This window comes from Enterococcus sp. H57 (assembly GCF_003112495.1).
Taxonomy (GTDB): domain Bacteria; phylum Bacillota; class Bacilli; order Lactobacillales; family Enterococcaceae; genus Enterococcus_B; species Enterococcus_B faecium.
Genome location: NZ_BEHC01000083.1, coordinates 14,059 through 39,733, shown reverse-complemented (window position 1 = coordinate 39,733; position 25,675 = coordinate 14,059). Strand labels below are relative to the sequence as shown.

Below are 25,675 nucleotides of genomic sequence, written 5' to 3'. Positions count from 1 at the left end.
ATGTTGAACATTACAATTAGAGGACATGATCTTTCCGAAGTCCAAACGATAGAAGATCTTGCAGAAAAAACAAAAGAACAAGGGATTCATACACTGCAGCTCGCCTTAGGTCTTTCGTTTCCTGAAATACCTTCTGGCACAAATGAGATCAATTCTGGGATGGGAAATTATGTCAAACGAGTTTTAGAAAAGCAAGAAGTGACCGTAGGAATTTTAAGTTGCTATATCAATATGATTCATCCAGATTTAACGATACGAGAAGAGTTGCTGACAAAGTTCGAGCAGTATCTTCGCTATGCTTCTTCCTTTGGTGCGTCGATGGTTGCTTCGGAAACTGGATGTGTTTTGCCGGAAATCCAATATACGGAAGAAAATTTCACAGATGAAGCATTTGCTGAAGCAGTGTCCGTTATCCGTCGCTTGGTAAAAGCTGGAGAAAAATACCAAATGATGGTGGGGATAGAACCAGGTTTGAATCATCCGGTGTATTCTTTAGCAAGGGTAGAGCAGCTGATCCAAGCAGTAGATTCGGACTATCTAGGAATCATTTTAGATCCGACCAATTTGATCACAAGTAGTGATTATCAAGAACAAGTCCAATTGGTAGAAGAAGCTTTTGAACGTTTTGGTGAAAAGATATGTGCGGTTCATTTGAAAGATTTTCGTGTCGAACAGGAAAAAATCGTGCCGGTAAATTTGGGAGATGGTGTGATCGAGTACACAAAAATCAAAGAAATCATCATGAAGAATCGTCCGTACCTGTATGTGGTTCTTGAAGAAACAAAAGATGATGGGATTCGTTATGGAAGAAGTCTTCTTGAATAATGTAAAGAAGACGTTGGTTAACTAATATTTAGAATGGAGGGGGCGGGGCTAGAAGATGCCACGTCTCTTCTTTTTTATAAGAGTATATAAAAGCAGCTCTTTTTGATTACAAAAAACGTGGTATAATAAAATTGTGCATAAGTGAACAAAAGGAGGTGCGGCACATGCTCCAAAAGAAAATCAGCGGTGAACAAGTCAATACGATGGTTTCTGATCAGTATGAAATCTATCATGTCAAAGATGTCGTCAGCCAAAATAAAACGATCTATCATCATCATGATTTCTATGAGATCCATGCTACATTAAAGGGAGAAGCGACTTTTTATTTGAACGGACGACAATTTACGATCAAAGCAGGAAGTGTGCTGCTCATCCATTCCAATGATTTGCATCGTATCGTCCGCCAATCTTCAGATGTATTCGAGCGTGTCTATATCTTTGTCACCCCTTCTTTTCTAGAAAGTCGTTCCACGCCATGGTCTAATCTATCGGCTTGTTTTCAACCAATGGGAGAGAAGAGGAGTCGTGTATTGCAAATAGAACAGGAAGTATTGAAGCAAAAATTATCATTTATCGACCATCCTCCTGATAAAAAAATTTACGGTGAAGACATAAAATATGAACAAGCTCTGGTAGAATACTTGATTTTTCTCAATCAAGTTGTACAAAAAGAAGAGAGTGCGCAAGAACAGAATGCTGTAGTTCCTAATGAGCGTGTGGAACAAATGTTGCAATATATCTCAAAAAATTTATCTCATCCGCTTTCTTTAGAGGAAATGGAAAAGCAATTTTTTGTCAGCAAATACCATATCACACGAGAATTTAAAAAGTACACTGGATTTACGTTTCATCAGTATGTAATGAAGAAAAAGCTGATCTATGCCAAGCACTTGTTGCGAGAGTACCGCAGCTCTAGTGCTGTATATAGTAAAAGTGGTTTTTCTTCTTATCCGCATTTTCTGAAAGCATTCAAGAGAGAGTTCGGCATAACGCCTAAAGAATTTTTGAAACGTGATACACAGAAACAGTTGGTTCATTATGAACATTTTGAAGATGAACAATGAGAATGATCACTAAAAAATAACCGCAGTAGCTGCTGTTGTTTACATAGAAGCAGAAACTGCGGTTATTTTATTTTTATCTATATATTTCAAAATATTTTGAAAAAATGACGTACATATTATATGAATCAGCTGAATTTACGAAAGTCTCTCGGCGATAGTCCTGTTTTTGCTTTGAACAGGCGGCTAAAGTAAGCAAAATTCTCAATCCCTATTTCTTCGGAAATCATTCGAACCGTAAATTCTGTATACCGAAGAAGGTCTTTAGCGTAAGAGAGTTTTTTGCTGATCAAATAATCGATTGGTGGAGAACCGATAAATTTGGAAAAATCTTTGCTCAGCTGATATTTATTCAATAAGAATTGTTGTTCTAATTGATCAAGTGTAATCGTTTCTTTGAAATGTTCGTCTAAGTATTGCTTCAGTTTGTAAACGTAGGCGGGAATATCCTCTTCTTCGAAATCTAGCTGATACTTTTGCAAAATCAGTTCATTCAGCAACTCGTGGATAGCTACAGAGGACTGGAAATCGGTACGGGCATTCGTGCCTTGTTGCATGTGGATCAATTCTGTGATCAAATGGTGGATCTTGTTTTCTGATGGATCCCCTGTTGAATGGAAGGTGTTATGGCCGTCTTTTGTGAACTCCTGATAAAATGATTGGACGTTCTGACCATTCAAATGGATCCAATCCATTTCCCATGGTTCTTCGCTGATCGTTTGATAACGCTGATATTCTTGGCAGTCAATAAAAAATAAGTCTCCAGCTTTTAGCTGTTGCTGATTATCATTATATGTAAGCGAACCTTCGCCAGACAAAGTAAACTTTATCAAGTAAGAAGGTAAATGTGCTCGTTCAGTATAGTAAGGGATTGGTGCTTTGAAGTAACCGATTTCTTGGATATAAAAAAATAAATTCCTGCTTCTTTGTGTAGGCGTCAAGATCACTCTTTTTGAGTCTTCCGACCATGAGTGGTTGGCTTTTTCCCAGTAATCCATGTAAACACTCCCAACTTGTCAAGATAATGCAATTATATACCAAAATAGTGTGAAGCAAAATATAAGATTCTGTATTATGATAGCATTGTTAATAAATGATAACGCTTTATTAATAAAGTGCTAATCAACAATAAAGTAAAAGAGGTGGAGAAATGAATCCAACATTTGTTGCCATCGATATCGGTGCATCAAGCGGACGACTAATGAAAAGTACGAGGGATGCAAAAGGTTCTTTGATCTTGGAAGAAGTGCACCGGTTCAAAAACGGCTTTCGGAACAAAGACGGTCACGATCGCTGGAAGATCGATTATCTTATCAAAGAGATTTTGATTGGATTTGAAAAATTAAAGCAGACAGGGATTGATCGTCTTTTTGCGGGGATCGATACATGGGCAGTCGATTACTGTCTGATTGACGAACAAGGGGATCGGATAAATGATCCGATTGCTTATCGGGACAAGCGTACCAATGGAGCAGTAGAACAGTTTTCTGAAATCTATTCTCTAGATAAGTTGTATGAGCAGACAGGGATTCAGATCCAGCCTTTCAATACCTTGTTCCAATTGTTTGCTGAAGAAAAAGAAAATTTGGCAAAAGCACATAAATTGTTACTGATACCTGATTATTTAGGGTATGTCTTTACTGGTAACATGGTGACGGAGAAAACTAATGCATCTACTATGCAGCTGCTGAATGCAGGGACAAAAGAATGGGAAATAGAACTTCTTGAAAAAATCGGTGTCTCGAAGGAATTATTTCCACCATTGACAGAGCCGGGAACGATACTAGGAGATCTGCAAAAAGAACAATTTTCAAAATATGATTTGCCAGATGTGACCTTTATCACAGTAGCAAGTCATGATACGGCGTCAGCTGTATTAGGAACGCCAGGTCAAGGAGAACGTTGGGGTTATATCAGCAGTGGGACATGGTCGCTTTTAGGGATTGAAACAAAGATCGCCAATGTTTCTCGCAATGCTTTTTCTGAAAATTATACGAATGAATGGGGTGCCCATAACACGGTGCGTTTTTTGAAAAACATCATGGGGATGTGGTTGATCCAGGAAGTTGCCCGAATGCAAGAGTACGAGTACAGTTATGCGGAATTGGCAGAGCTTGCTGCAAAAGAAAAACCGCTGCAGCAAGTGATGGAAATCAATGACCCTCGATTTTTGAATCCCCAAAATATGATAGAAGAGATTCAGCAATACTGTTTTGAAACAGAGCAGCCAGTCCCTGTCTCACCGGGAGCTATCGCTCGTTGTGTGTATGATAATCTTGCTCTTTGTTACGCACAAGAGCTGATCAAAGTAGAACACTTAACTGGAACGAAATTGGAAAAGCTGCACATCGTAGGGGGCGGATCGAATAATCGTCTACTGAATCAATTGACAGCAGATTATGCCGGAATCATTGTAGAAGCAGGTCCTAGTGAAGCCACAGCAATCGGGAATGTTGCCATGCAAATGCTCAGTACAGGTCAGTTTTCGAATATAGAACAAGCAAGAAATGTAATCAAACAGTCGTTTCCATGTGAAACTTTTTACCCAGATGAAAATAAGCAAAACACGATGGAATGGTACGTGAATAAAATCAAAGGAGTAATCGTATGAACACGATTGAAAAAAATTACGAACAAGCAAAAGAAAAATATGCAACTATCGGTGTAGATACAGATGCTGTACTAGAAAAGATACAGGACATCAAAATTTCTATGCATTGCTGGCAAGGAGACGATGTCAAAGGTTTCTTGACACCGGATGGCGAATTGACCGGTGGAATCATGGCGACAGGGAATTTTCCAGGAGCCGCACGAACACCTGAAGAGCTTAGACAAGATCTGGAGAAGGCTTATTCGTTGATACCGGGCAAACACAAATTGAACCTTCATGCTATCTATTTGGATACAGAAGAATCTGTCGATCTAAATGAAATTGAGCCGAAACATTTTGAAAAATGGGTAGAGTGGGCAAAAAAAGAAGAAATCGGTCTTGACTTCAATCCGACTTTCTTTTCGCATCCAATGATGAAAGACGGCTTTACATTGGCTCATCCAGATAAAGAAGTTCGTGAATACTGGATCGAACACGGGAAAAGAAGCCGCAAAATCGCGGAGTACTTTGGGAAAGAAACTGGGCAAACAAGTATCAATAACTTTTGGGTACCTGATGGGATGAAAGATAATCCGATTGATCGTTTTACCCCACGGGAACGTTTAATGGAATCACTCGATGAAATTTTTACAGAAGAGTTAGATGGACGGTATGTACAAGATGCAGTAGAAAGCAAACTATTTGGTTTAGGCGCTGAAGCTTATACAGTCGGCTCCCATGAATTTTATATGGGTTACGGGTTGACTCGTGACAAACTTGTTTGTCTAGATGCTGGACATTTTCATCCAACAGAAGTGATTTCCAATAAATTATCTTCATTAGCTTTATTCAGTAAAGGAATCATGCTGCATGTTTCCCGTCCAGTGCGTTGGGATTCAGACCATGTGGTTTTGATGGATGATGAATTGCAGGAAATCGCTAAAGAACTAGTCCGTAACGAATTGTTGGAAAAAACAAATATCGGTCTGGATTTCTTTGACGCAACGATCAACCGTATCGCTGCTTGGGTCATCGGTACGAGAAATACACAAAAAGCACTGCTGAAAGCTATGCTGGAACCAGTTGAGCGATTGAAAGAAATGGAGCTGGCTTTTGACTTTACTTCAAGAATGGCTTATACGGAAGAATTGAAAGATTTCCCGTATGCCGATGTATGGAATTATTTCTGTTACAAAAATCAAGTTCCAGTTGGTTTGGATTGGCTGGAAGAAGTCCAGGAATATCAAAAAGACGTGTTGGAATTAAGAAAATAGGAGTGTGGCTATATTGAAAAAAATAGATATTTTACAAGCGCCTTATGTGAAAGAAATGATCGAAACGACGTCGAATCTTTATCGCTTGGGATGGGATGAAAGAAATGGCGGGAATATTTCTTATTTACTAAAAGAAGAAGAGATCACACCGTTCTTGGATCCTGAAAAAGTGATCCGCCGCATCTCGATGATTTTTGATGCCAGCCGTTTGGCAGGATGCTATTTTATTGTAACTGGTTCAGGAAGATATTTTAAAAATGTAGCGAGCGAACCTGCCGAGAATCTTGGAATCGTTCGAGTTGCTGAAGATGGCAAAACACTGGAACTTTTGTGGGGGCTGGAAAACGAATGCCTTCCTACAAGCGAGTTGCCAAGTCATTTCATGAGTCATATCGCCCGTTTAGAAGTAGACCCAGATAATCGGATCGTTATGCATTGCCATGCTAGTCATCTATTAGCGATGAGTTTTACGCATGAATTAGACGAACGTTCCTTTAGTCGTACGCTATGGCAAATGTGTACGGAATGCTTAGTTGTTTTTCCAGAAGGAATTTCCATCATTCCGTGGATGGTTCCGGGAACAAATGAGATTGGGGAAGCGACAGCTGAAAAAATGAAAGAAACTCGATTGGTTTTATGGCCACAACATGGAATCTACGGGTCAGGAAAAGACATGGATGAAGTCTTTGGTTTGATCGAGACAGCAGAAAAGGCAGCAGAAGTCTATACGTACGTTAAAGCGCAAGGGCCAATCTTGCAAACAATCACGGACGAAAACCTGTGGCATTTAGCAGATGCGTTTGGTGTTACTCCGAAAGCAGGTTATTTGGAGGAAGTTCATACGAAAGCAGGTGTCTGACATGGTGAAAAAAGCTTTTTGCATGAAAGTTTACCCAGAAAAACAAGAAGAATACAAAAAAAGACATGATGAACTTTGGCCAGAAATGCGTACAGCACTTCGTGAACACGGGGTCATCGACTATTCGATCTATCTTGATCCGAGTATAAGTTTGTTATTTGGTTACTTAGTGATCGAAGATGAAAAGTTATGGGAAAAAATGGCAAATACATCTATCAATCAAAAATGGTGGAAGTACATGGAAGATATCATGGAGACAAATCCAGATGCCTCTCCAGTCAGTTGGGAATTGATGCCAGTCTTTGAACTGTAGTAACAAGCAACTGGGCAACCGGTTGCTTGGGGTTCTTTCGTTTTTATTGTGAAAAATAATACAAATTAGGAGGAATAAAAAATGAGTAATCGAATGATTTTAAATGAAACATCGTATTTTGGAAAAGGAGCGATTGAGTCGATCGTCCCTGAATTTCAGCAGCGAGGATTCAGCAAAGCAGCTGTCATTACTGACAAAGGATTGATCGAGCACGGTATAGCAACAAAAGTAACAGAACTTCTAGATAAAGCAGCAATCGATTATGCTTTATACGACGGGATCGTACCTAATCCAACGATCCAAAATGTAAAAGATGGAGTGGCTTTTGTTAAAGAGGCAGAGGCAGACTGTTTGATCGCAATCGGTGGAGGTTCGCCAATCGATACGGCAAAAGCCATTGGGATTATTTTGACGAATCCAGAGTTTTCAGACGTCATTAGTTTAGAAGGTGTTGCTGATACGAAAAATCCATGTTTACCTATATTAGCTATACCAACGACTTCTGGAACAGCAGCAGAAGTAACGATCAACTACGTCATCACAGATGAAGTAAATCACCGAAAATTTGTTTGTGTTGATCCTCATGATATCCCAATCGTCGCGTTCATCGACAGCGATATGATGATGGGAATGCCGAAAAAATTGGCTGCATCAACAGGTATGGATGCTATGACGCATGCTATTGAAGGGTTTATCACAAAAGGCGCTTGGGAAATGACTGATATGCTGCATTTAAAAGCAATCGAAATCATCGGTCATTCTTTGGAAGCTTCTGTAGATGGCGATCAAAATGGGCGAGAAAAAATGGCATTAGGACAGTATATTGCGGGAATGGGCTTCTCAAATGTCGGTTTAGGACTGGTACACGGGATGGCTCACCCGTTAAGTGCATGGTACAACATTCCTCATGGCGTAGCGTGTGCAGCACTTTTGCCAACTGTCATGAAATATAACAAAGAATATACTGGAGAAAAGTACCGTGAGATCGCTCTTGTTCTAGGGATTAAAGGAGCAGCTGAAATGTCTTTAGAAGATGTAAGAGAAGCGGCTTGTGGTGAGATCGATCGGTTGAGCAAAGCGGTTGGAATCCCAGAAACCATTTCTGAATTAGGTGTAAAAGAAGCAGATATCCCAGCAATTGCAGAAGATGCTTTGCGAGATGTATGCACACCAGGAAATCCAAGAGAAACGACAGTAGAAGAAATCATTGCTTTATATCAAAGTTTGATGTAAAAACGAAGCGGATCTTCAACATTAAATTGCCTGTAAAGAGAAATGGTAGTTTATATCTGGATATCTCTTTTAAATTGATGGTATTTCCGCTATAATTTTTCTTATAAAGAAATAGGAGAATGTTATATGGAAAATAAAAAGCCTTATGGAACTGTATTGATCAAAGCCTCTAAAATACTAGACTATTTAGCGGAAAACCAAGATGTCTCTTTGCAGACGATCGCAAAGGGTGTGGGAATGACCTCTTCTACAGTCTTGAAAATACTAGATACTTTGCTGATGATCGGCTACGTAAATAAAAATTCAGAGAAAAACTATCGTTTAGGTGCAAAGCTTATTCGCTACGCGAATAAAAACATTGAACAAATCGATTTGGTAGAGTTGACTTTACCGTTTTTAGAACAGCTGCAGCAAAAGATCGATGAGACTATCCACTTAGGGGTATTGGACAACAATGAGATTTTGTACGTGAACAAACTAGATCCAAAACATCAAACGATCCGTATGTCTTCAAAAATCGGAATCACCCGACCATTATACAATTCTGCGATGGGCAAAGCCGTATTAGCAGAATTCAGTGAAGAGCAGTACACTGATTATCTTGAAAAGCATCCGTTGATCCCTTACACAGAATATACGATCACCAATGCATTACGGTTGAAAAAGGAAATCCAAACGGTAAAAGAAACCCACATCGCATTTGACGATGAAGAAATCGAACGTGATATTTTTTGTATAGGAGCCTCAATCGTGAAAAACGAACAAATCATTGGTGCATTTAGTGTAAGTATGCCGAAATATCGTTTAACAGATGAGTCAAAAGAACAAATAATCAGTGCCCTCAAGCAAACAAAAAGCGAAATCGAGCAAAGAATTCAAAAATAATGAAAAAAGCGTTTGCATTTTTTCTTTTCTGCCGTATAATATGGGTATAGATTTCCAATTTATAAAATAAAATTTCTAAATAGGAAATAGGTGGAGAAGATGAAAAAAATTGATATTTTATCTCGATTGAAAAACGCCGGAGTGATTGCGGTGGTACGCGGAAAAAGCAAAGAAGAAGCTTTGAATGCTTGCCACGCAATCATCAAAGGTGGTCTAACTGGTATTGAGTTGACTTTTACAGTCCCTCAAGCAGATCAAGTAATCAAAGAACTTTTGTCATTCTACAAAGACCAACCAGAAATAGTGATTGGCGCAGGCACAGTATTAGACGCTGTCACAGCTCGCTTGGCTATCTTAGCTGGCGCAGAGTATATTGTTAGCCCTTCCTTTGATCAAGAAACGGCAGAGATGTGTAATCTGTATCAAATTCCTTACTTACCAGGATGTATGACTATTACCGAGATCAAAACAGCGCTGAAAAGCGGGGTAGATATCGTCAAACTATTTCCTGGAAGCGCTTATGGACCAAGTATCATTTCTGCCTTCAAGGCGCCGATGCCTCAAGTCAATATCATGCCAACTGGCGGTGTGAGTCTGGACAATATGAAAGAGTGGTTCGATGCTGGTGTCGTAACAGTCGGAGTAGGTGGGAACCTTTTAGCACCCGCAGCTACAGGAGATTTCGACAAAGTAACGGAAGTCGCGCAACAGTATGCAGCAAAAATGAAAGAAATCAAGAGGTAGCTGCTTATGGGAAAAGTAGTGACACTCGGAGAAATCATGTTGCGATTGTCCACAGAGCAGGGAACCCGTATCGATTCAAGTGAACGATTCGCTGCCCATTATGGCGGAGGGGAAGCAAACGTAGCAATTTCTTTAGCTAATTACGGACATGAAGCGATTTTTGCTACAAAAGTACCTGATAACGCATTGGGAAAAGCAGTCAAAAAGCACTTGCAATGTTATGGAGTAGATACGAAACAGGTATTATCTGGTGGATCAAGACTAGGTACTTATTATATGGAAACTGGTAGTGGCGAACGCGCCGCCTCAGTGATCTATGATCGTGCCGGATCAAGTTTTGCTGAAATGGATCATTTGGAATGGACGCTAGAGGAGTTATTCCAAGGAATAGATATATTTCATGTTTCAGGAATCACCCCAGCTTTGTCTAAAAAATGGCAAAAAATGACGAAACAGGTGATAGAAGCTGCAAAAAAAGCTGGCTGCCTGATCAGCTTCGATATCAACTATCGTGGAAAATTATGGACACAGCAAGAAGCCAGCGAAGTAATCCATCAGCTTTTACCTTTAGTAGATATCTGCTCAGCTGGAAAAATGGATGCTCTTTATTTGTTAGGTATCGAGAAAGCGCCAGAAGCAGAAGAACAACCTCTAATTTATTATTATCAAAAAATGCAGGAAAAGTTCCCGAATATTCAGGTGTTTTATTCGACCAAGCGTACCGTTCATTCAGCAAGTGAAAATGAATTGAAGGGGACATTGTGGATGAACCATGAATATGTGGAATCCCAAGTCCATAGAATCACTCCAATCGTGGATCGAGTAGGTGGCGGAGATGCTTTTGCAGGTGGCGTGCTCCATGGGATTTTATCCAATATGTCTCCGCAAGAAATCATTGATTTTGCTACGGCAGCTTCTGCCTTGAAGCATACGATCCATGGGGACTGCAACCAATTCAGTCAAGAAGAAGTCGCACAATTTTTAGCATGCGGCTCTGGAAAAATCATTCGATAGAAGGAGTAGAAGAAAATGCAAGAAATGGAAACACGTTATACACACAGTCCAGAAGATATCCGTCATTATTCAACGGAACAATTGAGAAAAGAATTTTTAGTAGAAAAGGTATTTGAACCAGGGAAAATCAGTTTGACTTATACGCACAACGATCGAATGATCTTTGGTGGAGTGACACCTACTGAAAAAGAATTAGAAATCACATTAGACAAAGAACTAGGTGTTGATTACTTCTTAGAGCGTCGTGAACTAGGTGTGATCAATATCGGTGGACCAGGATTCATCGAGATCGATGGGCAAAAAGAAGAAATGAAAAAACAAGACGGATACTATATCGGAAAAGAAACACGACATGTTGTATTTTCTTCTCAAGATGCTGAAAACCCAGCTAAATTCTATATTAGTTCTGTTCCAGCTCATCATAAATATCCAAATGTAAAAATCAGTATCGACCAAGTAAAACCAATGGAAACTGGTGAAGGCCTGACACTGAATGAACGTAAAATCTATCAATACATCCATCCAAATGTATGCGAAAGCTGTCAATTACAAATGGGTTATACGATTTTAGAACCAGGAAGTGCTTGGAATACGATGCCTTGTCATACACATGAACGTCGTATGGAAGCTTATGTCTACTTTGATTATGCCAATGAAGATACACGTGTGTTCCACATGATGGGCAAACCAGATGAAACAAAACATTTAGTTGTAGACAATGAACAAGCCATTATTTCGCCAAGCTGGTCGATCCATTCAGGTGTAGGTACAAGCAATTACTCATTCATCTGGGCAATGTGCGGAGAAAATATCACCTATACAGACATGGATATGGTGCAAATGGATCAATTAAAATAAGCATAAGGGAGAGAAAATGATGGAATTTAGTATGGATATGTTTCGTTTAGATGGAAAAGTAGCATTAGTCACCGGTGCTGTCTATGGTATTGGATTTGAGATTGCACGCTCTTTAGCTACAGCAGGAGCAAAAATCGTATTTAATAACTTGAACCAAGAATCAGTTGATGAAGGTATAGCGCATTATAAAGAAGCAGGCATCGATGCAAAAGGTTATATCTGCGATGTGACCGATGAAGAAGCGGTTCAAGCGATGGTTCAACAGATCAAAGAAGATGTAGGTTCAGTTGATATTCTAGTCAACAATGCAGGGATCATCAAACGGACACCGATGATCGAAATGGATGCGGCAGACTTCCGCCAAGTAATCGACGTGGATTTAAATGCCCCATTCATCGTTTCAAAAGCAGTTATTCCGGATATGATCGAAAAAGGCGGCGGTAAAATCATCAATATCTGCTCCATGATGAGTGAATTAGGACGCGAAACGGTCAGTGCTTATGCTGCGGCAAAAGGCGGATTAAAAATGCTGACGAAAAACATCGCTTCTGAATACGGTCAATACAATATCCAATGTAATGGAATTGGACCAGGTTATATTGCTACACCGCAAACTGCTCCATTACGCGAAACACAAGAAAACGGTGAACGTCATCCATTCGATCAATTTATCGTTGGACGTACGCCAGCAGCACGCTGGGGCGAGCCAATCGATTTGGCTGGACCATCTGTCTTCTTGGCTTCTAGCGCATCTGATTTCGTTAACGGCCATGTCTTGTATGTGGACGGAGGCATACTTGCCTATATCGGAAAACAACCTTAAAAGAGCTTTAGTACACTGTTTAGTGGAGAGGTTGTGAAATCAGCGGATTGAACGAATACCGAAGGACAGCTGATTAAACATCATTTATTCGAAAAAAGAGGCTGGGACAGAAGCGTTTAACTCCAAGAAATAAGAAGGAATTCACGAAAATTGCTTTTCAAATTTTTGTGAATTTCAGCTTATTTCCGAAGGAGTTGCTTTTGCTTCCGCCGTTTGTACGTGTTTAGAGCGTGAGACAAAAGTGTTCTTTACTTTTGTCCCACGCTCTTTTCTGTGCGTCTTCCATACTTCACTAAGTCGATCCCTCTTGCTTCGCACCAATCCTTCACTGGTCCGGAAAAGATCAGAGATTGTTGGTGTAGGGCCGCGGTATTCGTTGCGCCGACCATAGTATAAAGCAGACGAAGCTCTTCTTGCCATTGCTTCATCAGTATAATAGTTTCTTCTACGCCATGATTCATCAGATGCGTCAGTACGGTTCCTGAAGTACCCACTGCATTTGCGCCGAGACAAAGGGCTTTAAATATGTCATAGGCATTGCGGATACCTCCGGAGGCTAGGATTTCCATAGAAGTGTCTGCTTCATTTGCTTCAAGCAATGAAGAGACTGTCGATTGCCCCCAGTCAGCTAAATAACTCAGTTCCCGCTTGGAGCGACGGGCGTTTTCGATCTGGGTGAAGCTTGTTCCGCTTCGACCGCTGATATCAACTGTATGAACTCCTAAAGCAGCTAGATCATTGAGCGTTTCTCTTGTCATGCCAAAACCGACTTCTTTTACGATGAGGGGGACGTCAATGGCTGTTTGAGTCTCTTGAATAAGTACTTTCCAATTGGTAAAATCACGGTCTCCCTCAGGCATAACCAACTCTTGAGGTGCATTCAAATGAATTTGTAAGGCATCTGCGTGAAACAATCGGATAGCTTCTTTGGCTCTTTCGACAGAAGTCCCTGCACCGATGTTGGCAATGATTTTCCCGTGAGGATATTCTTGTCGCATAATCGTATAAGTATCAGCTAAAGAAGGGTCTTTCAAGGCAGCGCTGACTGAACCAGTGGCAATCATCAAATCTGCTTCTCTTGCGACGATTGCAAGATCTTGGTTGATTTTTTTTGTTTTTTCGCTTCCGCCAGTCATTGCATTGATATAAAACGGGCTACTTAGTGTAAAACCAGCTGCCTGTGTGCTTAGATCAACATCAGAAACTGCTATTTGCGGCAAAGGGTTATGGATGATCCGTACGAAGTCAAATTCGTTTTTTTGTTTATCATGAAAGGCTTTAGCTAGTGAAACATGTTCGTCTTTTCGATTCATCGGTTTTCCTTTCTTTGATCGCTATAGACATGTAACGGCAGTGGAGTGATTTCTGCTTTTTCCCATGCACTCATTAAAGGAAGAATGCCAGATTTCTGGTCAACAATTACGATTCCGCAATCGCCACCACCTGCACCAGAAGATTTTGCGGCTCCTTCATACTGTTCAGCTAAATTACACAATTTGTTCAAAGCAGGCGTTTCGATGACGACCCCAGTGATTGCAGATAAATCATGCAGTAATTGTCGGTTTTTTCGAATCATCTGTTGGATCAACGTTACATTATTTTCTTTAAACCCTTTGATCATTTCGTTGACACATTCTGTACTGTTTTTTAAGAAAAGCTGATAAGCCACCATTTTATCTTCTCTCGAACGGTGAACTTGATCGACCAAATCAGAAGTAGAGGCAGGGCTACCCGTCCAACCAATCAATAAACGTAAATCTTCAGGAGCAATCAATGGCTCAATGGATAGACCTGGCCAATCCAGGGCAAGTAACTCACTGATAGAATGCTGAGTTTCTTGTTCTTGGAGCCAAGGATGGTCGAAGGTTGAGAAAGCGATCCAGCCACCATAACAGCTAGCAGCGATGTCGCCGCAGGAACCATTATCTTGAACTGCTAAATTGGCTAGTGCTGCAATCTTGAAAATCTCCAACTGAGATAAATTCAACGCGTAAAAAACATTCAAGGCTTTGACTGTTGCAACGGTCACGGCACCGCTAGAACCCAATCCATATTTCCGGCCATTTGAACTGTCTAACTCACTTGTTACTTTCAGATCATAAAAGGATAAAAGAATGTTTTTTTCTTGTGCATACTTTTCAGTCAAGCGAATAGCAGCAAGGATATAATGAAAAGGATTTTCCCGAATATCTAAAACTAATTCTCCGTTGCGTCTTGTCCAACGTACAGGCATCCCACTATATTGTGCAGATTGGATACTTCCGACTTTTCGTGCAGATTCTACAGTGACTGTCACGAATTGATCGACTGCAGCGATAACTGCTGGATGGCCTGTTTCAACAACTGCATATTCTCCGGCAATATAGAGTTTGCCTGGTGCAGATACTTCAATCATAAAAATCTCCCTTTATTCAATAATCGCAATTCCTGGACCAGCATGGGCAGTAATTACTTGTTCTTTGCTAAATAATTTGGTAAATGTTTCTTGTACCTCAGATAAATGGCTGTTTTCCACTAAAACTTTGACATTAGGGCCAGCATCCATCGTAAAGTAGCATGGAATGCCTTGCTTTCTCAATTGTCGCACCGCATCCATCGCTTTTAAGCTGTCAGGAGACCAGTAAGTGAATGGAGGCTGGGCAGCTAAAGTCGTTCCATGCATTTTTAGTCCGTTTCTTTCCATCGTTTCTCCGAGAAGTTGGAAATCTTTTGTTTTGATTGCTTGTTTCAATTGATATAGATCCCCTTCAACGGAATCTAACCAGCCTTGATAAAAACTGGATGTTTCGACTGTCCGACGCATCCCATTTCTGCTGGACACTTCTTTTTTCTGGTCGTTGATCAAAACGAAAACCATTGCTAAATCGTCTTCGAAAGAATCGGAAGGGACTGGCTTAGCGTAAGAACTTAAGTCGTCATGGCCTTTTTCCCATTCGACGAAACCACCGAAAATACTTCGGCAAGCTGAACCAGACCCGCGTCGAGCAAATCTTGAAAGAGAGAGATCGTCTAATCCAAGCTTAAGAGCAGTATTACAAGCTCCTGCTAAAGCAGCTAGCCCGCTGGCAGAGGAGGCTAATCCAGCTGCGGTAGGAACGAAATTCTGACTGATTACTGAAGCTTTTAGTGAGAGGCCGGCTTCTTTACGAAAAAGGTCAAGAAACTGACTGACTTTTTTTGTTGCTTTTTCGTCTTGCAAGGTGCCATCTAGATAAAATTCATCTACCATATAGCTATCAGAAAAGATGACTTCTGTCTCTGTATAAAATGCATCCAATGTTAACGAAAGGCTGTTGTTCATTGGAAGGATGAGTTCTTCATTTTTCTTACCCCAATATTTGATTAGAGCAATGTTGGTATATGCGCGTGCTTTGCCTTTAAACATAGGTATGTACTCCTAATCCTTGTATCCAAGTTTCAGCAGCACCCGCATCTTCAAGTGCTTGACTGATTTCTTGGGCTTTTGTTTTTGTTTGTGCTAATGCAATCATACAGCCACCGCGTCCACCGCCAGTTAATTTGGCACCCAATGCCCCGGTATCTTTTGCTGTTTGGATCAATAGATTAAGAAAATCATTGCTGATTGTCAGCTTTTCCAGAAGTGATTGTGATTCATCCATTGTCTGTGCCAACGTTTCTGGTGAATTTTCAATGATTGCTTGTTTTGCTTGCTTCGTCAAGTATCCTAATTTTTGGATCATTTGTCCAGTTTCATGAGGCTGGGTTTCAAAGAGGTGAGCGACATCTTTGACGGCTTCTCTTGTTTGTCCTTTGATTCCTGTATCAGCGACAATCAAAAAAGCATCGATGTTCAAAGAAAAGTAGTCGAAAGGATGCCCTTTTGTAAAATAAATCGGCTGCAAGCTGCTAGTAGCGGCTGCATCGATTCCACTAGGATTACCGTGGGCGATTTTTTCCGAAAGCTGGACATTTTCTAATAGTATTTCACGAGACAAAGGAAATGCTAAGTAATCATAAAAAGCACGAGTGACTGCTGTGGCGACTGCAGCGCTTGATCCCATTCCACGTTCAGCAGGAATCGTGCTTTCAATGGTCAGTTGCAAGTTTTTTTGGATGTCATGCTGTTTTTTTAAGTGAATGAATAATTTTTTGATATTTTTTAATGCATGAGGAGCTTCGGCTAAATTTCCTGAATAGTAGGAAGAAACCAGTTGATCGTCCATTGCATCCAGCTCTTCAAGGAATGCGGTGACTTTTGTTGCATAGAAAGGAAAGGCAATCGCTGGTTCTCCATAAACAACCGCGTGCTCGCCCATCAATATGATCTTTCCGCTTGATTCTCCTTGGCCATAGTTTGCCATAATCTAACTCCTTCTCACGTAAAAGTGATTTTTAAGCAAAAAATAAAGCGCCCAAAACGAGTTGCGCTGCTTCACGAATTTTTTTGTCCACTAAGGGTCTCAAAAAACATTCCTCCTTTATTTTACTAAAACCATCTCAGAAGTAAAACTAAGAATACGTTTTCTAAAGAAAAAACACTTTTTTCTTAAGAATTTTTTGACTTTTTTTCTTCTTTGACTAGAAAAAAATACAATTGACACTACTAGATATTGGGGGTATATTTAAAAAGGTTGGAGTTAAACACAATATTTAGTGATGAAGTGAGCTGGAGGTAAATGAGCGTGATCGTTTTAGCAGGTACAATTGGTGCCGGAAAATCAAGTTTAACAGAAATGATGGCTGAACACTTTGATAGTCAGGCATTTTATGAATCGATTGATGATAATGAAGTCTTGCCCTTATTTTATGCAAACCCCGAACAGTATGCTTTTTTGCTGCAAATTTATTTTTTGAATAAACGTTTTGCAAGCATCAAACAAGCAATGAAAGATGACAATAATGTATTGGACCGTTCGATTTATGAAGATTCACTGCTTTTCCATCTAAATGCAGATCTAGGAAGAGCAACAGAAACGGAAGTTCGTGTGTATGATGAACTGCTGAAAAACATGATGGAAGAACTGCCCTATGCTGCCCATAAAAAACACCCGGATTTATTAGTTCATATTCGTGTATCTTTTGATACGATGTTAGAGCGTATCGAAAAACGTGGTCGTTCGTATGAACAATTGTCCTTTGACCCAAGTCTGTACGATTATTACAAAGAATTGAACAGACGTTACGATCAATGGTATGAAGAATACAAAGAAAGTCCAAAAATCCAAATCGATGGAGACCGCTATAATTTTGTGGAAGATCCTCAAGCAAAAGAAGAAGTCTTGAAGATGATCGAAGAAAAATTAGCAGAGATTCGCCAAACCAAAGTAGCCATTTGATTTACAGTTGCTCAAATAAAGGGTAAACCTTTATTTGAGCGACTTTTTTCTTTATACTGGAAACAAATGTCAGGAGGATAGAGTATGCGGGAAAAACACTATTTTAATCAAGACCGTAATTTTTGGATCAATGTACAGCAAAACGATGTGCTAGCTGTTAAAAACTTAAAAGAAGAATATGGCATTAGTGACGAGATGCTGACTTATTCTCTAGATAAAAATGAACGGGCGCGCGTAGAGTACGATTCTTTTGATGAAGCGTTACTGCTTGTATCAAATGTTCCGCACCAGCAAAAAGTCGATAATCATTATGAAACTAGTCCTATCGCTTTTATTTTAAAAGAAGACGGTTTGTTTACATTTACCACGCCGAATACCGAGTACGTGATTCGACTAATTCGATCGCTTTTGGAACGAATGCCAGACATGAGTGTATACAGTTTATTGTTTCGTACATTGTTTTTGATTTCTGATTCCTTTTTTCCTTTAATCGAGGAAGTAAATAGCGAACGTCAACGGCTCAACCTAAAGTTAAGGGAAAAAACAACGAACAAGAATCTGCTGCAACTTTCAGATTTAGAGATCGGTTTGGTTTACTTAGTTACAGGAACAAAACAAAATGTAGTACTTTTAGAACAAATCAAGGCATTGGCTATTTATCGCAAGTTGTCAGAAAAGGAAAAAGAAGAGTTGGACGATGCACTGATCGAAGCACGACAAGCAGTTGAAATGACGAACTTAGCTTCGCAGATTTTAGACCAGCTCTCTGGCACTTATAATAATTTGCTGAATAACAACTTGAATGACACGATGAAATTTTTGACGGTCTGGTCGCTGATCTTGACCGTTCCAACTATTGTGACAGGATTCTTCGGAATGAATCTCCAGTTACCCTTTACCCATTCCGTTTTCGGATGGGGAATTGCCTTGATCATCAGTTTGGTCTTATCTATTTGGATGCTTATTGCACTGTGGCGGCGGATTCGTTGATCTAGTCTTTGATCTGCAAACCAAGGGCTTGGGCGATCACAAGTGCTTGCTCTTGGTTGACGATTAGTCCCGCCAAAGAATCTTGAGATAAAGCGATTGCTGTGAAGAAATTAGTCGTAAAGTCTAATCCCTTCAGAGAAGTTCGAAACCAGTTCGAACCGGTTAACTGATTGTCAGACAAAAAAAGGTTTTTCCAAGTGACCTCATAAAATTCGCTGTCTTCTAATTGACAATGATCGAAGGAGACAGCTTTCAAGTTTGTACTACTAAAGGAAGCCATCGAAGCAATACAATCAGTGAAAGTACAGTCTCGAAGATAACTTTCGGCAAAATTCGTACCTGTTAATTTACATTGATGAAACACGACTTGGTGGAAACTGCCACCAATCCACTCCAGATTGGAAAAATCACATTTTTCAAAAATGACATTACTGCATTCAAAATGACGTAAAACTGTTTTTTGCATCGTAAGTTTTTGGATATGACTCTCTCTTAATACCATATTTTTGGCATCGAGATAGCTTTGGTCACCCCCGTTGATCAGAAGACCAGAGAAGATCTCCTCATCTTCTAAATAAAACTCTCCCTTTGTAAGAAGAGGAAGAGAAGGTGGAATAGGTTCGATTTTTTTCATGTGGGTTCACCTCGTTTTTCTTTAGTATAGCAAAGAAGCGGGAATCACTGCTAGAAAGTCTGCTAATCTAATCATTTTCAGAAAAGGAAGACAAACTGTATGAAAAACATTGACAAAAAGATTAGTTTTTGCTATACTATGATGGTTGAGAAATAAAAGCAGAAGCACCCGCTTCTCGCCTTAGTTGATAATGTCACTGGGCTAGATAGTTTTCACTGGTTCTATTAGGTGAAGTACACGCGGGTTCTGTAAGAGAACTCGTTTTTTTATTGCCGTTTATTCGGTAAGCTTTTCTTTCTCTCATAATATTTGGAGGTGAATGACCATAGCAAAGGATATGATGGTTAACGACGGCATTCGTGCACGAGAGTTACGATTGATCGGTTCAGATGGTGAGCAATTAGGAGTTAAGACAAAAGCAGAAGCATTGAATATTGCAGAACAAGCAAACTTGGATCTTGTGTTAGTTGCCCCTGGTGCGAAACCACCAGTTGCGCGAATCATGGACTACGGTAAATACCGTTTCGAACAACAAAAGAAAGACCGCGAAGCGCGTAAAAAACAAAAAGTGATCAATGTAAAAGAAGTTCGCTTAAGTCCTACGATCGACTTGAATGACTTCAATACAAAACTTCGTAATGCACGTAAGTTCTTGGAAAAGGGCGATAAAGTGAAAGCTTCTATCCGTTTCAAAGGCCGTGCCATTACCCATAAAGAAATTGGTCAAAAAGTCTTGAATCGCTTAGCTGAAGAAACTGCGGATATTGCAACAGTGGAACAAAAAGCGAAAATGGACGGACGCAGCATGTTCTTGACGCTGGCACCGAAAAACGACAGTAAGTAATTTGAATGACTAACTGGCTGTTGGACAGCCGATAGTCGGATAACGAAAGATTTTGAGGAGGAAATATAGTCATGCCAAAACAAAAAACACACCGCGGATCAGCAAAACGTTTCAAACGTACTGGTAAAGGCGGATTGAAACGCTTCCGCGCGTTTACAAGTCACCGTTTCCACGGCAAAACAAAAAAACAACGCCGTCAATTGCGTAAAGCAAGCATGGTTTCTAGTGGCGACTTCAAACGTATTCGCCAACAACTAGCAAAAATGAAATAAGAAGTACAAATAACAGAATCTGAAGATTTATTTTTATTAGGAGGAATTATACATGGCACGTGTTAAAGGTGGAACAGTAACTCGTAAACGTCGTAAAAGAGTGCTAAAATTAGCAAAAGGTTACTACGGTTCAAAACACACTTTATTTAAAACAGCAAAAGAACAAGTAATGAATTCATACAACTACGCATATCGCGATCGTCGTCAAAAGAAACGCGACTTCCGTAAATTGTGGATTGCTCGTATCAACGCAGCAGCTCGTATGAATGGCTTGAGCTACTCAAAATTAATGCACGGTTTGAAAGTTGCTGAAATCGACATCAACCGTAAAATGTTAGCTGACTTGGCTGTTAACGATGCAGCAGCATTTACTGCATTAGCTGACCAAGCAAAAGACGCTTTGGCTAAATAAGTTAAACAATTATAAAGAGGAAAGAAGATAACGAAAAGTTATGTTCTTTCCTCTTTTTTTATTTACAATCCTCCATCAAATGAAACAGGACAATAACGTATAAGTCTAAAATAGCATAATTAAGGTTTTTTAATTGAAAACTGAACATTTATGGTCATCCTTTAATGAAAGCGCTAACTACATAAGTTAGAATGAGTTTGACTGATATATTAGTTTGCTTATCAGAAAAACAAAATGGACGGAGGAATAACATGAGTGATATTATTATTGGTATTTTGTTAGTTATCTCATTCTTTTTCATGGTCTGGTACTGTGTAAAAGGCTACAACTTGATGGTCGGCTTTGCCATCATGGCTACTGTATGGATGGGATTAGCGCTAGTCGGAAACACGTTTTCACCAAACCCGGCGATGGAAGGGCAAGGAGTAATTGATGTGTTGACGCATATCTATACGACGGGGCCAGCTGAGTACGCCAAATCGATCTTGGTAAATGTCTTCTTTGGTGCCTTTTTCGGGCGTGTTCTAGTAGATAGCGGAATCGCAGCTACCCTGATTCGAAAGGTAGTTGAACTTGGAGGGGACAAGCCAAGAATCACGATGAGCTTACTATGTATTGTAACCGCTGTTATATTCATGTCGATGACAGGAATCGGACCAGTGATTTCTATTGCAGTTATTGTGTTGCCAATCTTGATGTCATTAGGTATTTCAGTACCGGTTGCACTGTTCTCATTTATGGGCTCGATTATGGCTGGAATCTTTGCTAATATCGTCAATTTCAAACAATATCAAACGATTTATGCTGGTTTCAATCCATCGGCTGAAAGCTATACTTATAATGACTATTTCCAAATTGGTATGATTGGGATGATTGTAAGCTTAGTTGTGGTACTAACGGTCGCTAATATATCAATGAACAAAAAGAAACGCTATGCAATGGCAGCAAACGTACCAGCTGAAGGTGGCGACGCACCAATGATCTCATGGTTAGCCGTATTATTACCAGTTTTAGGGGTCGTTCTTTTAGATCTTCCAATCATCTTAGGTTTTATTCTAGCAGGTATCTGGGCATTGCTGTTTACTGGAAAATTGCGCGGAGGTTATAAAGAAATCTGTCGTCAGTTTGCGAAATTATTTACAGATGGCGCAGTAGATGTTGCACCAATGGTTGGTTTCTTGATGACCTTAGCGATGTTCAATAATTCAGCTGCGTATGCTTCTCCTTATTTTTCAGCTATTTTTGGAGATTGGATACCGCAATCACCATTAGTCTTGGCAATCGTATTTGCTATATTGACACCACTAGGATTTTTCCGCGGTCCAATGAATCTAGTCGGTTCAGGCTCAGCTATTTTAGCTGTCGTATTAGCTGTTAATCCAACGATGTCGCCAGCCTTTTTGTTCCCGTTATTTGCAATCACAACGATTGCTCCTCAGCATTTAGATATTACACAATCTTGGGTTGCTTGGGGATTAGGTTATACAAAAGTAACTTCTCGAGAATATATGAAGAAATCCATCCCAACTGGTTGGATCATCGGAGCGATCTTATGCCTGATCACGTTCTTATTGTACGGGAACGCCTAGTAAACAAAACGTCGATAAAAACGATTAGATGAATGGAGGAAAAGAAAATGAAACGTTTTGTGCGAATGGGAATTGATGTTGGCGGTACACATACGAAAGCAGTCGCAATCGATAATGCGACGCACGAAATCATCGGAAAATCTTCAGTGAAAACAACCCACGATGATGTCCGTGGAGTAGCCGCAGGTGTCGTTCAGTCTTTTCAAAATTGTTTGCGGGAAAATAATATCAGTCCAGAAGATGTTGTGTTTGTTGCACATTCTACCACACAAGCGACTAATGCACTGATTGAAGGAGACGTAGCAAAAGTCGGCGTAATCGGGATGGCAAAAGGTGGATTAGAAGGTTTTTTAGCAAAACGACAAACTAGATTGAACGATATCGATTTAGGGAATAAGAAAAAAATAGAGATTGTCAATGCATTCTTACCTGTCAAACACTTAAATGTAGACCGTGTTTCAGAAACGATTTCTTCTTTAGAAAGAGAAAGAGCGGAGGTCTTGGTTTCTTCTATGGCATTTGGAGTAGATAATGGGGAACCAGAACGAGTTGTTTATGAAGCAGCATCGGTAAAATCGATCCCTACAACGATGGCTTCTGACATCACAAAATTATATGGATTGACAAGAAGAACTCGGACAGCAGCAATCAATGCATCTATTTTACCAAAAATGCTAGATACGGCAACCTCTACAGAAGATTCCGTACGAGAAGCAGGGGTCAATGTTTCTTTGATGATTATGCGCGGAGACGGCGGAGTAATGGAAATCAATGAAATGAAAAAACGACCTGTTTTAACCATGCTTTCCGGTCCAGCAGCATCAGTCATGGGCTCTTTGATGTACTTGAGAGCGTCTAATGGTGTTTATTTTGAAGTAGGCGGAACAACAACCAATATCGGGGTCATTAAAAATGGACGTCCAGCAATCGATTATTCAATTGTAGGTGGCCACCCAACATATATCTCTTCATTAGATGTTCGGGTTCTAGGTGTGGCAGGCGGTTCGATGGTACGGGCTAATCAGTCAGGAATCATCGATGTCGGTCCACGTTCTGCACATATTGCCGGTCTAGATTATGCAGTATTTACGGAGACAGAAAAAATCAAAGGTCCTAAGGTTGAATTTTTCTCTCCTAAAGAAGGAGACCCTGCTGATTACGTCAAGGTAGTGATGGAAGACGGAGAAGAAGTGACTATTACAAATACATGTGCAGCCAATGTCCTTGGATTAGTGCAAGAAGAACATTTTTCTTATGGAAATGTCCCATCTGCACGAAAAGCCATCCAAGCATTAGCTGATTATTGTCATACGACGGTTGAAGACATCGCAGAACAGATCATGGAAAAATCCTATGCTAAGATTGAACCGGTGATTTTAGAATTGGCAGACAAGTATCACTTGGAGAAAGATCAGATTTCTCTTGTAGGTGTAGGGGGCGGCGCTGCCTCATTGATTACTTACTTTAGTAATAAAATGGGTGTGAAATATTCGATTCCTGAAAACGCCGAAGTGATTTCTTCTATTGGTGTAGCACTTGCAATGGTCCGAGATGTTGTAGAACGTATCATCCCTTCGCCAAGTAAAGAAGATATACGATCGTTGAAAAATGAAGCGATGAATAAAGCGATTGAATCAGGCGCTACACCAGAATCGATCGAAGTCCACGTAGAAATCGATCCACAGACTTCAAAAGTAACGGCTATCGCTACTGGTTCTACGGAAGTGAAAGCAACCGATCTAACCAAGGAGATCACAACAGAAGAAGCACTAGAGCTTGCTGCAGAGGATATGCGATTAAATAAAAATGAAGTTTGCTTATTGGAAAATACACCTTTCTTTTATGTATGCGGCGAACAGAATCGTTCAAAAAATGCTGGAAGTCTTCGGATCATCGATCAAAAAGGATTTATCAAGGTCCAACGTGGACATGCTTCATGTATGAAAACAACTGCAGCCAATTATATGACAGCTGTCGAACAACTTTGGGAAGATATGGCAGTTTATCAAACTGAATTGATTGCCCGACCAGAATTTTATCTCTGCTTAGGAGCAAGAGTCTCTGATTTTACAGCGACGGATCTGGAACAACTACAGCTTTTGATGGATCTGGAAGTATCTACTATGGAACCGGAGGAAGAAGTGATCGTCGTTGCCGGAAATATCAAACAAACATAAGTTAGAAGAGTTACTAAACGAATTACAACAGATCCCCGAAGAAATTTGGGGATTCTACCAGTTTCGGCGAGATTTATTTTGGAAAAAGATTCCTTTGTCCAAGCAGAAAATTCTTATACAACAATCAATCGATTGTGGTATCGAAACGGCATGTAGCATCAAAAAAAAGTACCCTTTTGCCGATGTAGGAGAAATTTGTGAACAAATGGCTGTTCCAATCGTTTCCTGTGAATCAGAGCAAATAAACGAACGAATCACTTTTGCAACTTATGCAGAAGATGAAGGGATTCGATTGATGACGGAGCCGTTAGAAAAATTAAAATGTTCAGGACTAGCTTCGATCTCTAAAGAAACAGCGCAAGCTTTGATTATTGGACATGAACTATTTCACCACATCGAAGCTTCTGTTAAGGGAATTTATACGCAAAGCGAAAAAATTGTGCTGTGGCGGTTGCCTTTTTATACACATCAATCAAACATTCGTGCATTGAGCGAGATAGCAGCGATGAGTTTTTCAAAAGAGATGAATCAAAGCGATTTTTCGCCTTATGTATTAGAGGCAGTCTTACTTTGGCCATATAATGAAATTCGTAGCCAAGGGATCTTAGAAGAAATAAAAAAAATAGAAAAAAGATGTACGGAGTATGATTTAGATTACAAATAAAGAGACTGTGACAAAAGTCGTGTCACAGTCCTTTTTTTCCGAATAAACGGTGTTCTCCTGTCAACTCCTCGGTCACAAGTCAAAATATTCAACAAACATGAGAAGCTGTTTTTTGAAATTGTTCCTTGTGACTCGGAGATGAACGGCAGGCTCACGACCTCTTGGAAAACGGTGTTCAAAAGCTTGCATCTGCGGTAATAAGTCCAGCCAAGTTAAAAACATAAGAAGCTATTTTTACTTGGCTGTTCTTATTACTTGATGCAGGGCAGCTTTTTCACAACCTCTCAATAAACGGTGTGCAATCAGCTGACCCTCGG

General features: G+C 40.0%; 26 protein-coding genes and 1 other annotated feature. Of the genes, 20 read left to right on the top strand and 6 right to left on the bottom strand.

Features of this window, described 5'->3' with window-relative positions; all coding sequences use genetic code 11:
- Nucleotides 1-825 carry a sugar phosphate isomerase/epimerase gene (locus DIZ30_RS12995; protein WP_002298319.1) on the top strand — a complete coding sequence of 275 codons (825 nt, stop codon included), beginning with the start codon at nt 1-3 and terminating at the stop codon, nt 823-825.
- Between the two features lie 164 nt (nt 826-989).
- Nucleotides 990-1,889, top strand: a complete 900-nt coding sequence (locus DIZ30_RS12990; RefSeq protein ID WP_002288252.1) for an AraC family transcriptional regulator — start codon at nt 990-992, stop codon at nt 1,887-1,889.
- Nucleotides 1,890-2,014: 125 nt separating this feature from the next.
- Here DIZ30_RS12990 and DIZ30_RS12985 read toward each other — a convergent pair whose 3' ends face one another.
- Nucleotides 2,015-2,884 carry an AraC family transcriptional regulator gene (locus DIZ30_RS12985; RefSeq protein ID WP_002298317.1) on the bottom strand — a complete coding sequence of 290 codons (870 nt, stop codon included), beginning with the start codon at nt 2,882-2,884 and terminating at the stop codon, nt 2,015-2,017.
- Nucleotides 2,885-3,036: 152 nt separating this feature from the next.
- Between DIZ30_RS12985 and rhaB the strand changes: the two genes are divergently transcribed.
- From rhaB to DIZ30_RS12935, 10 genes are all read left to right on the top strand, one after another.
- On the top strand, nt 3,037-4,497 hold the full coding sequence (gene rhaB, locus DIZ30_RS12980) for a rhamnulokinase (RefSeq protein ID WP_002338612.1): 1,461 nt from the start codon (nt 3,037-3,039) through the stop codon (nt 4,495-4,497).
- On the top strand, nt 4,494-5,750 hold the full coding sequence (rhaA, locus tag DIZ30_RS12975) for an L-rhamnose isomerase (RefSeq protein WP_002298314.1): 1,257 nt from the start codon (nt 4,494-4,496) through the stop codon (nt 5,748-5,750). The genes rhaB and rhaA overlap by 4 nt, the downstream gene beginning before the upstream one ends.
- Before the next feature lie 13 nt (nt 5,751-5,763).
- Complete coding sequence (gene rhaD, locus DIZ30_RS12970) at nt 5,764-6,609, top strand: rhamnulose-1-phosphate aldolase (protein WP_002288248.1); 846 nt, start codon at nt 5,764-5,766, stop codon at nt 6,607-6,609.
- 1 nt (nt 6,610) lies between these two features.
- Nucleotides 6,611-6,922 carry an L-rhamnose mutarotase gene (rhaM, locus tag DIZ30_RS12965; protein WP_002298313.1) on the top strand — a complete coding sequence of 104 codons (312 nt, stop codon included), beginning with the start codon at nt 6,611-6,613 and terminating at the stop codon, nt 6,920-6,922.
- An 81-nt stretch (nt 6,923-7,003) separates the two neighbouring features.
- On the top strand, nt 7,004-8,155 hold the full coding sequence (gene fucO / locus DIZ30_RS12960; RefSeq protein WP_002325229.1) for a lactaldehyde reductase: 1,152 nt from the start codon (nt 7,004-7,006) through the stop codon (nt 8,153-8,155).
- A gap of 126 nt (nt 8,156-8,281) precedes the next feature.
- Nucleotides 8,282-9,040 carry an IclR family transcriptional regulator gene (locus tag DIZ30_RS12955; RefSeq protein ID WP_002351454.1) on the top strand — a complete coding sequence of 253 codons (759 nt, stop codon included), beginning with the start codon at nt 8,282-8,284 and terminating at the stop codon, nt 9,038-9,040.
- A gap of 99 nt (nt 9,041-9,139) precedes the next feature.
- A complete protein-coding gene (locus DIZ30_RS12950; RefSeq protein WP_002288242.1) occupies nt 9,140-9,784 on the top strand; it encodes a bifunctional 4-hydroxy-2-oxoglutarate aldolase/2-dehydro-3-deoxy-phosphogluconate aldolase in 645 nt (214 codons plus the stop codon).
- A 6-nt stretch (nt 9,785-9,790) separates the two neighbouring features.
- On the top strand, nt 9,791-10,798 hold the full coding sequence (locus DIZ30_RS12945) for a sugar kinase (RefSeq protein ID WP_002338609.1): 1,008 nt from the start codon (nt 9,791-9,793) through the stop codon (nt 10,796-10,798).
- 15 nt (nt 10,799-10,813) lie between these two features.
- Entirely contained in the window at nt 10,814-11,656 is an 843-nt protein-coding gene (gene kduI / locus DIZ30_RS12940; RefSeq protein WP_002288239.1) for a 5-dehydro-4-deoxy-D-glucuronate isomerase, read from the top strand.
- A 19-nt stretch (nt 11,657-11,675) separates the two neighbouring features.
- Nucleotides 11,676-12,479 carry a gluconate 5-dehydrogenase gene (locus DIZ30_RS12935; protein WP_033585961.1) on the top strand — a complete coding sequence of 268 codons (804 nt, stop codon included), beginning with the start codon at nt 11,676-11,678 and terminating at the stop codon, nt 12,477-12,479.
- Nucleotides 12,480-12,727: 248 nt separating this feature from the next.
- Here DIZ30_RS12935 and fni read toward each other — a convergent pair whose 3' ends face one another.
- From fni to mvk, 4 genes are read right to left on the bottom strand one after another with little or no spacing between them, the layout of a single operon-like run.
- Entirely contained in the window at nt 12,728-13,792 is a 1,065-nt protein-coding gene (fni, locus tag DIZ30_RS12930; RefSeq protein WP_002337058.1) for a type 2 isopentenyl-diphosphate Delta-isomerase, read from the bottom strand.
- Nucleotides 13,789-14,874: a phosphomevalonate kinase gene (locus DIZ30_RS12925; RefSeq protein WP_002288233.1), complete on the bottom strand. Its 1,086-nt coding sequence runs from the start codon at nt 14,872-14,874 to the stop codon at nt 13,789-13,791. The genes fni and DIZ30_RS12925 overlap by 4 nt, the downstream gene beginning before the upstream one ends.
- Before the next feature lie 12 nt (nt 14,875-14,886).
- Nucleotides 14,887-15,864: a diphosphomevalonate decarboxylase gene (mvaD, locus tag DIZ30_RS12920; RefSeq protein WP_002288232.1), complete on the bottom strand. Its 978-nt coding sequence runs from the start codon at nt 15,862-15,864 to the stop codon at nt 14,887-14,889.
- A complete protein-coding gene (mvk, locus tag DIZ30_RS12915; RefSeq protein ID WP_002288231.1) occupies nt 15,857-16,801 on the bottom strand; it encodes a mevalonate kinase in 945 nt (314 codons plus the stop codon). Before mvk ends, mvaD begins: the two co-directional genes overlap by 8 nt.
- Nucleotides 16,802-17,116: 315 nt before the next feature.
- Here mvk and DIZ30_RS12910 point away from each other — a divergent pair, with 315 nt between their 5' ends.
- Nucleotides 17,117-17,776 (top strand): deoxynucleoside kinase, encoded by a 660-nt coding sequence (locus DIZ30_RS12910; protein ID WP_002307422.1) that lies wholly within the window; start codon nt 17,117-17,119, stop codon nt 17,774-17,776.
- Between the two features lie 84 nt (nt 17,777-17,860).
- Nucleotides 17,861-18,766, top strand: coding sequence for a magnesium transporter CorA family protein (locus DIZ30_RS12905; RefSeq protein WP_002294163.1), 906 nt, complete (start codon nt 17,861-17,863; stop codon nt 18,764-18,766).
- Between the two features lies 1 nt (nt 18,767).
- On the opposite strand, the gene DIZ30_RS12900 is transcribed toward DIZ30_RS12905, so the two are convergent.
- Nucleotides 18,768-19,400 (bottom strand): pentapeptide repeat-containing protein, encoded by a 633-nt coding sequence (locus DIZ30_RS12900; protein WP_002294161.1) that lies wholly within the window; start codon nt 19,398-19,400, stop codon nt 18,768-18,770.
- A 150-nt stretch (nt 19,401-19,550) separates the two neighbouring features.
- Nucleotides 19,551-19,676: a sequence feature (ribosomal protein L20 leader region), on the top strand.
- A 43-nt stretch (nt 19,677-19,719) separates the two neighbouring features.
- On the opposite strand from DIZ30_RS12900, the gene infC reads away from it, so the two are divergent.
- The 6 genes from infC (at nt 19,720) to DIZ30_RS12870 (ending at nt 25,358) form a co-directional block, all read left to right on the top strand.
- Entirely contained in the window at nt 19,720-20,244 is a 525-nt protein-coding gene (infC, locus tag DIZ30_RS12895) for a translation initiation factor IF-3 (RefSeq protein WP_002293357.1), read from the top strand.
- 71 nt (nt 20,245-20,315) lie between these two features.
- On the top strand, nt 20,316-20,516 hold the full coding sequence (rpmI, locus tag DIZ30_RS12890) for a 50S ribosomal protein L35 (protein ID WP_002289309.1): 201 nt from the start codon (nt 20,316-20,318) through the stop codon (nt 20,514-20,516).
- A gap of 52 nt (nt 20,517-20,568) precedes the next feature.
- The gene (gene rplT / locus DIZ30_RS12885; protein ID WP_002293355.1) at nt 20,569-20,928 is read left to right on the top strand and encodes a 50S ribosomal protein L20; all 360 of its coding nucleotides are present in this window, start codon (nt 20,569-20,571) and stop codon (nt 20,926-20,928) included.
- Between the two features lie 251 nt (nt 20,929-21,179).
- Nucleotides 21,180-22,517, top strand: coding sequence for a hypothetical protein (locus DIZ30_RS12880; RefSeq protein WP_010777022.1), 1,338 nt, complete (start codon nt 21,180-21,182; stop codon nt 22,515-22,517).
- Nucleotides 22,518-22,564: 47 nt separating this feature from the next.
- Nucleotides 22,565-24,694, top strand: coding sequence for a hydantoinase/oxoprolinase family protein (locus tag DIZ30_RS12875; protein WP_002289314.1), 2,130 nt, complete (start codon nt 22,565-22,567; stop codon nt 24,692-24,694).
- Entirely contained in the window at nt 24,669-25,358 is a 690-nt protein-coding gene (locus tag DIZ30_RS12870; RefSeq protein ID WP_002289315.1) for a hypothetical protein, read from the top strand. Before DIZ30_RS12875 ends, DIZ30_RS12870 begins: the two co-directional genes overlap by 26 nt.
- Nucleotides 25,359-25,675 lie beyond the last annotated feature (317 nt).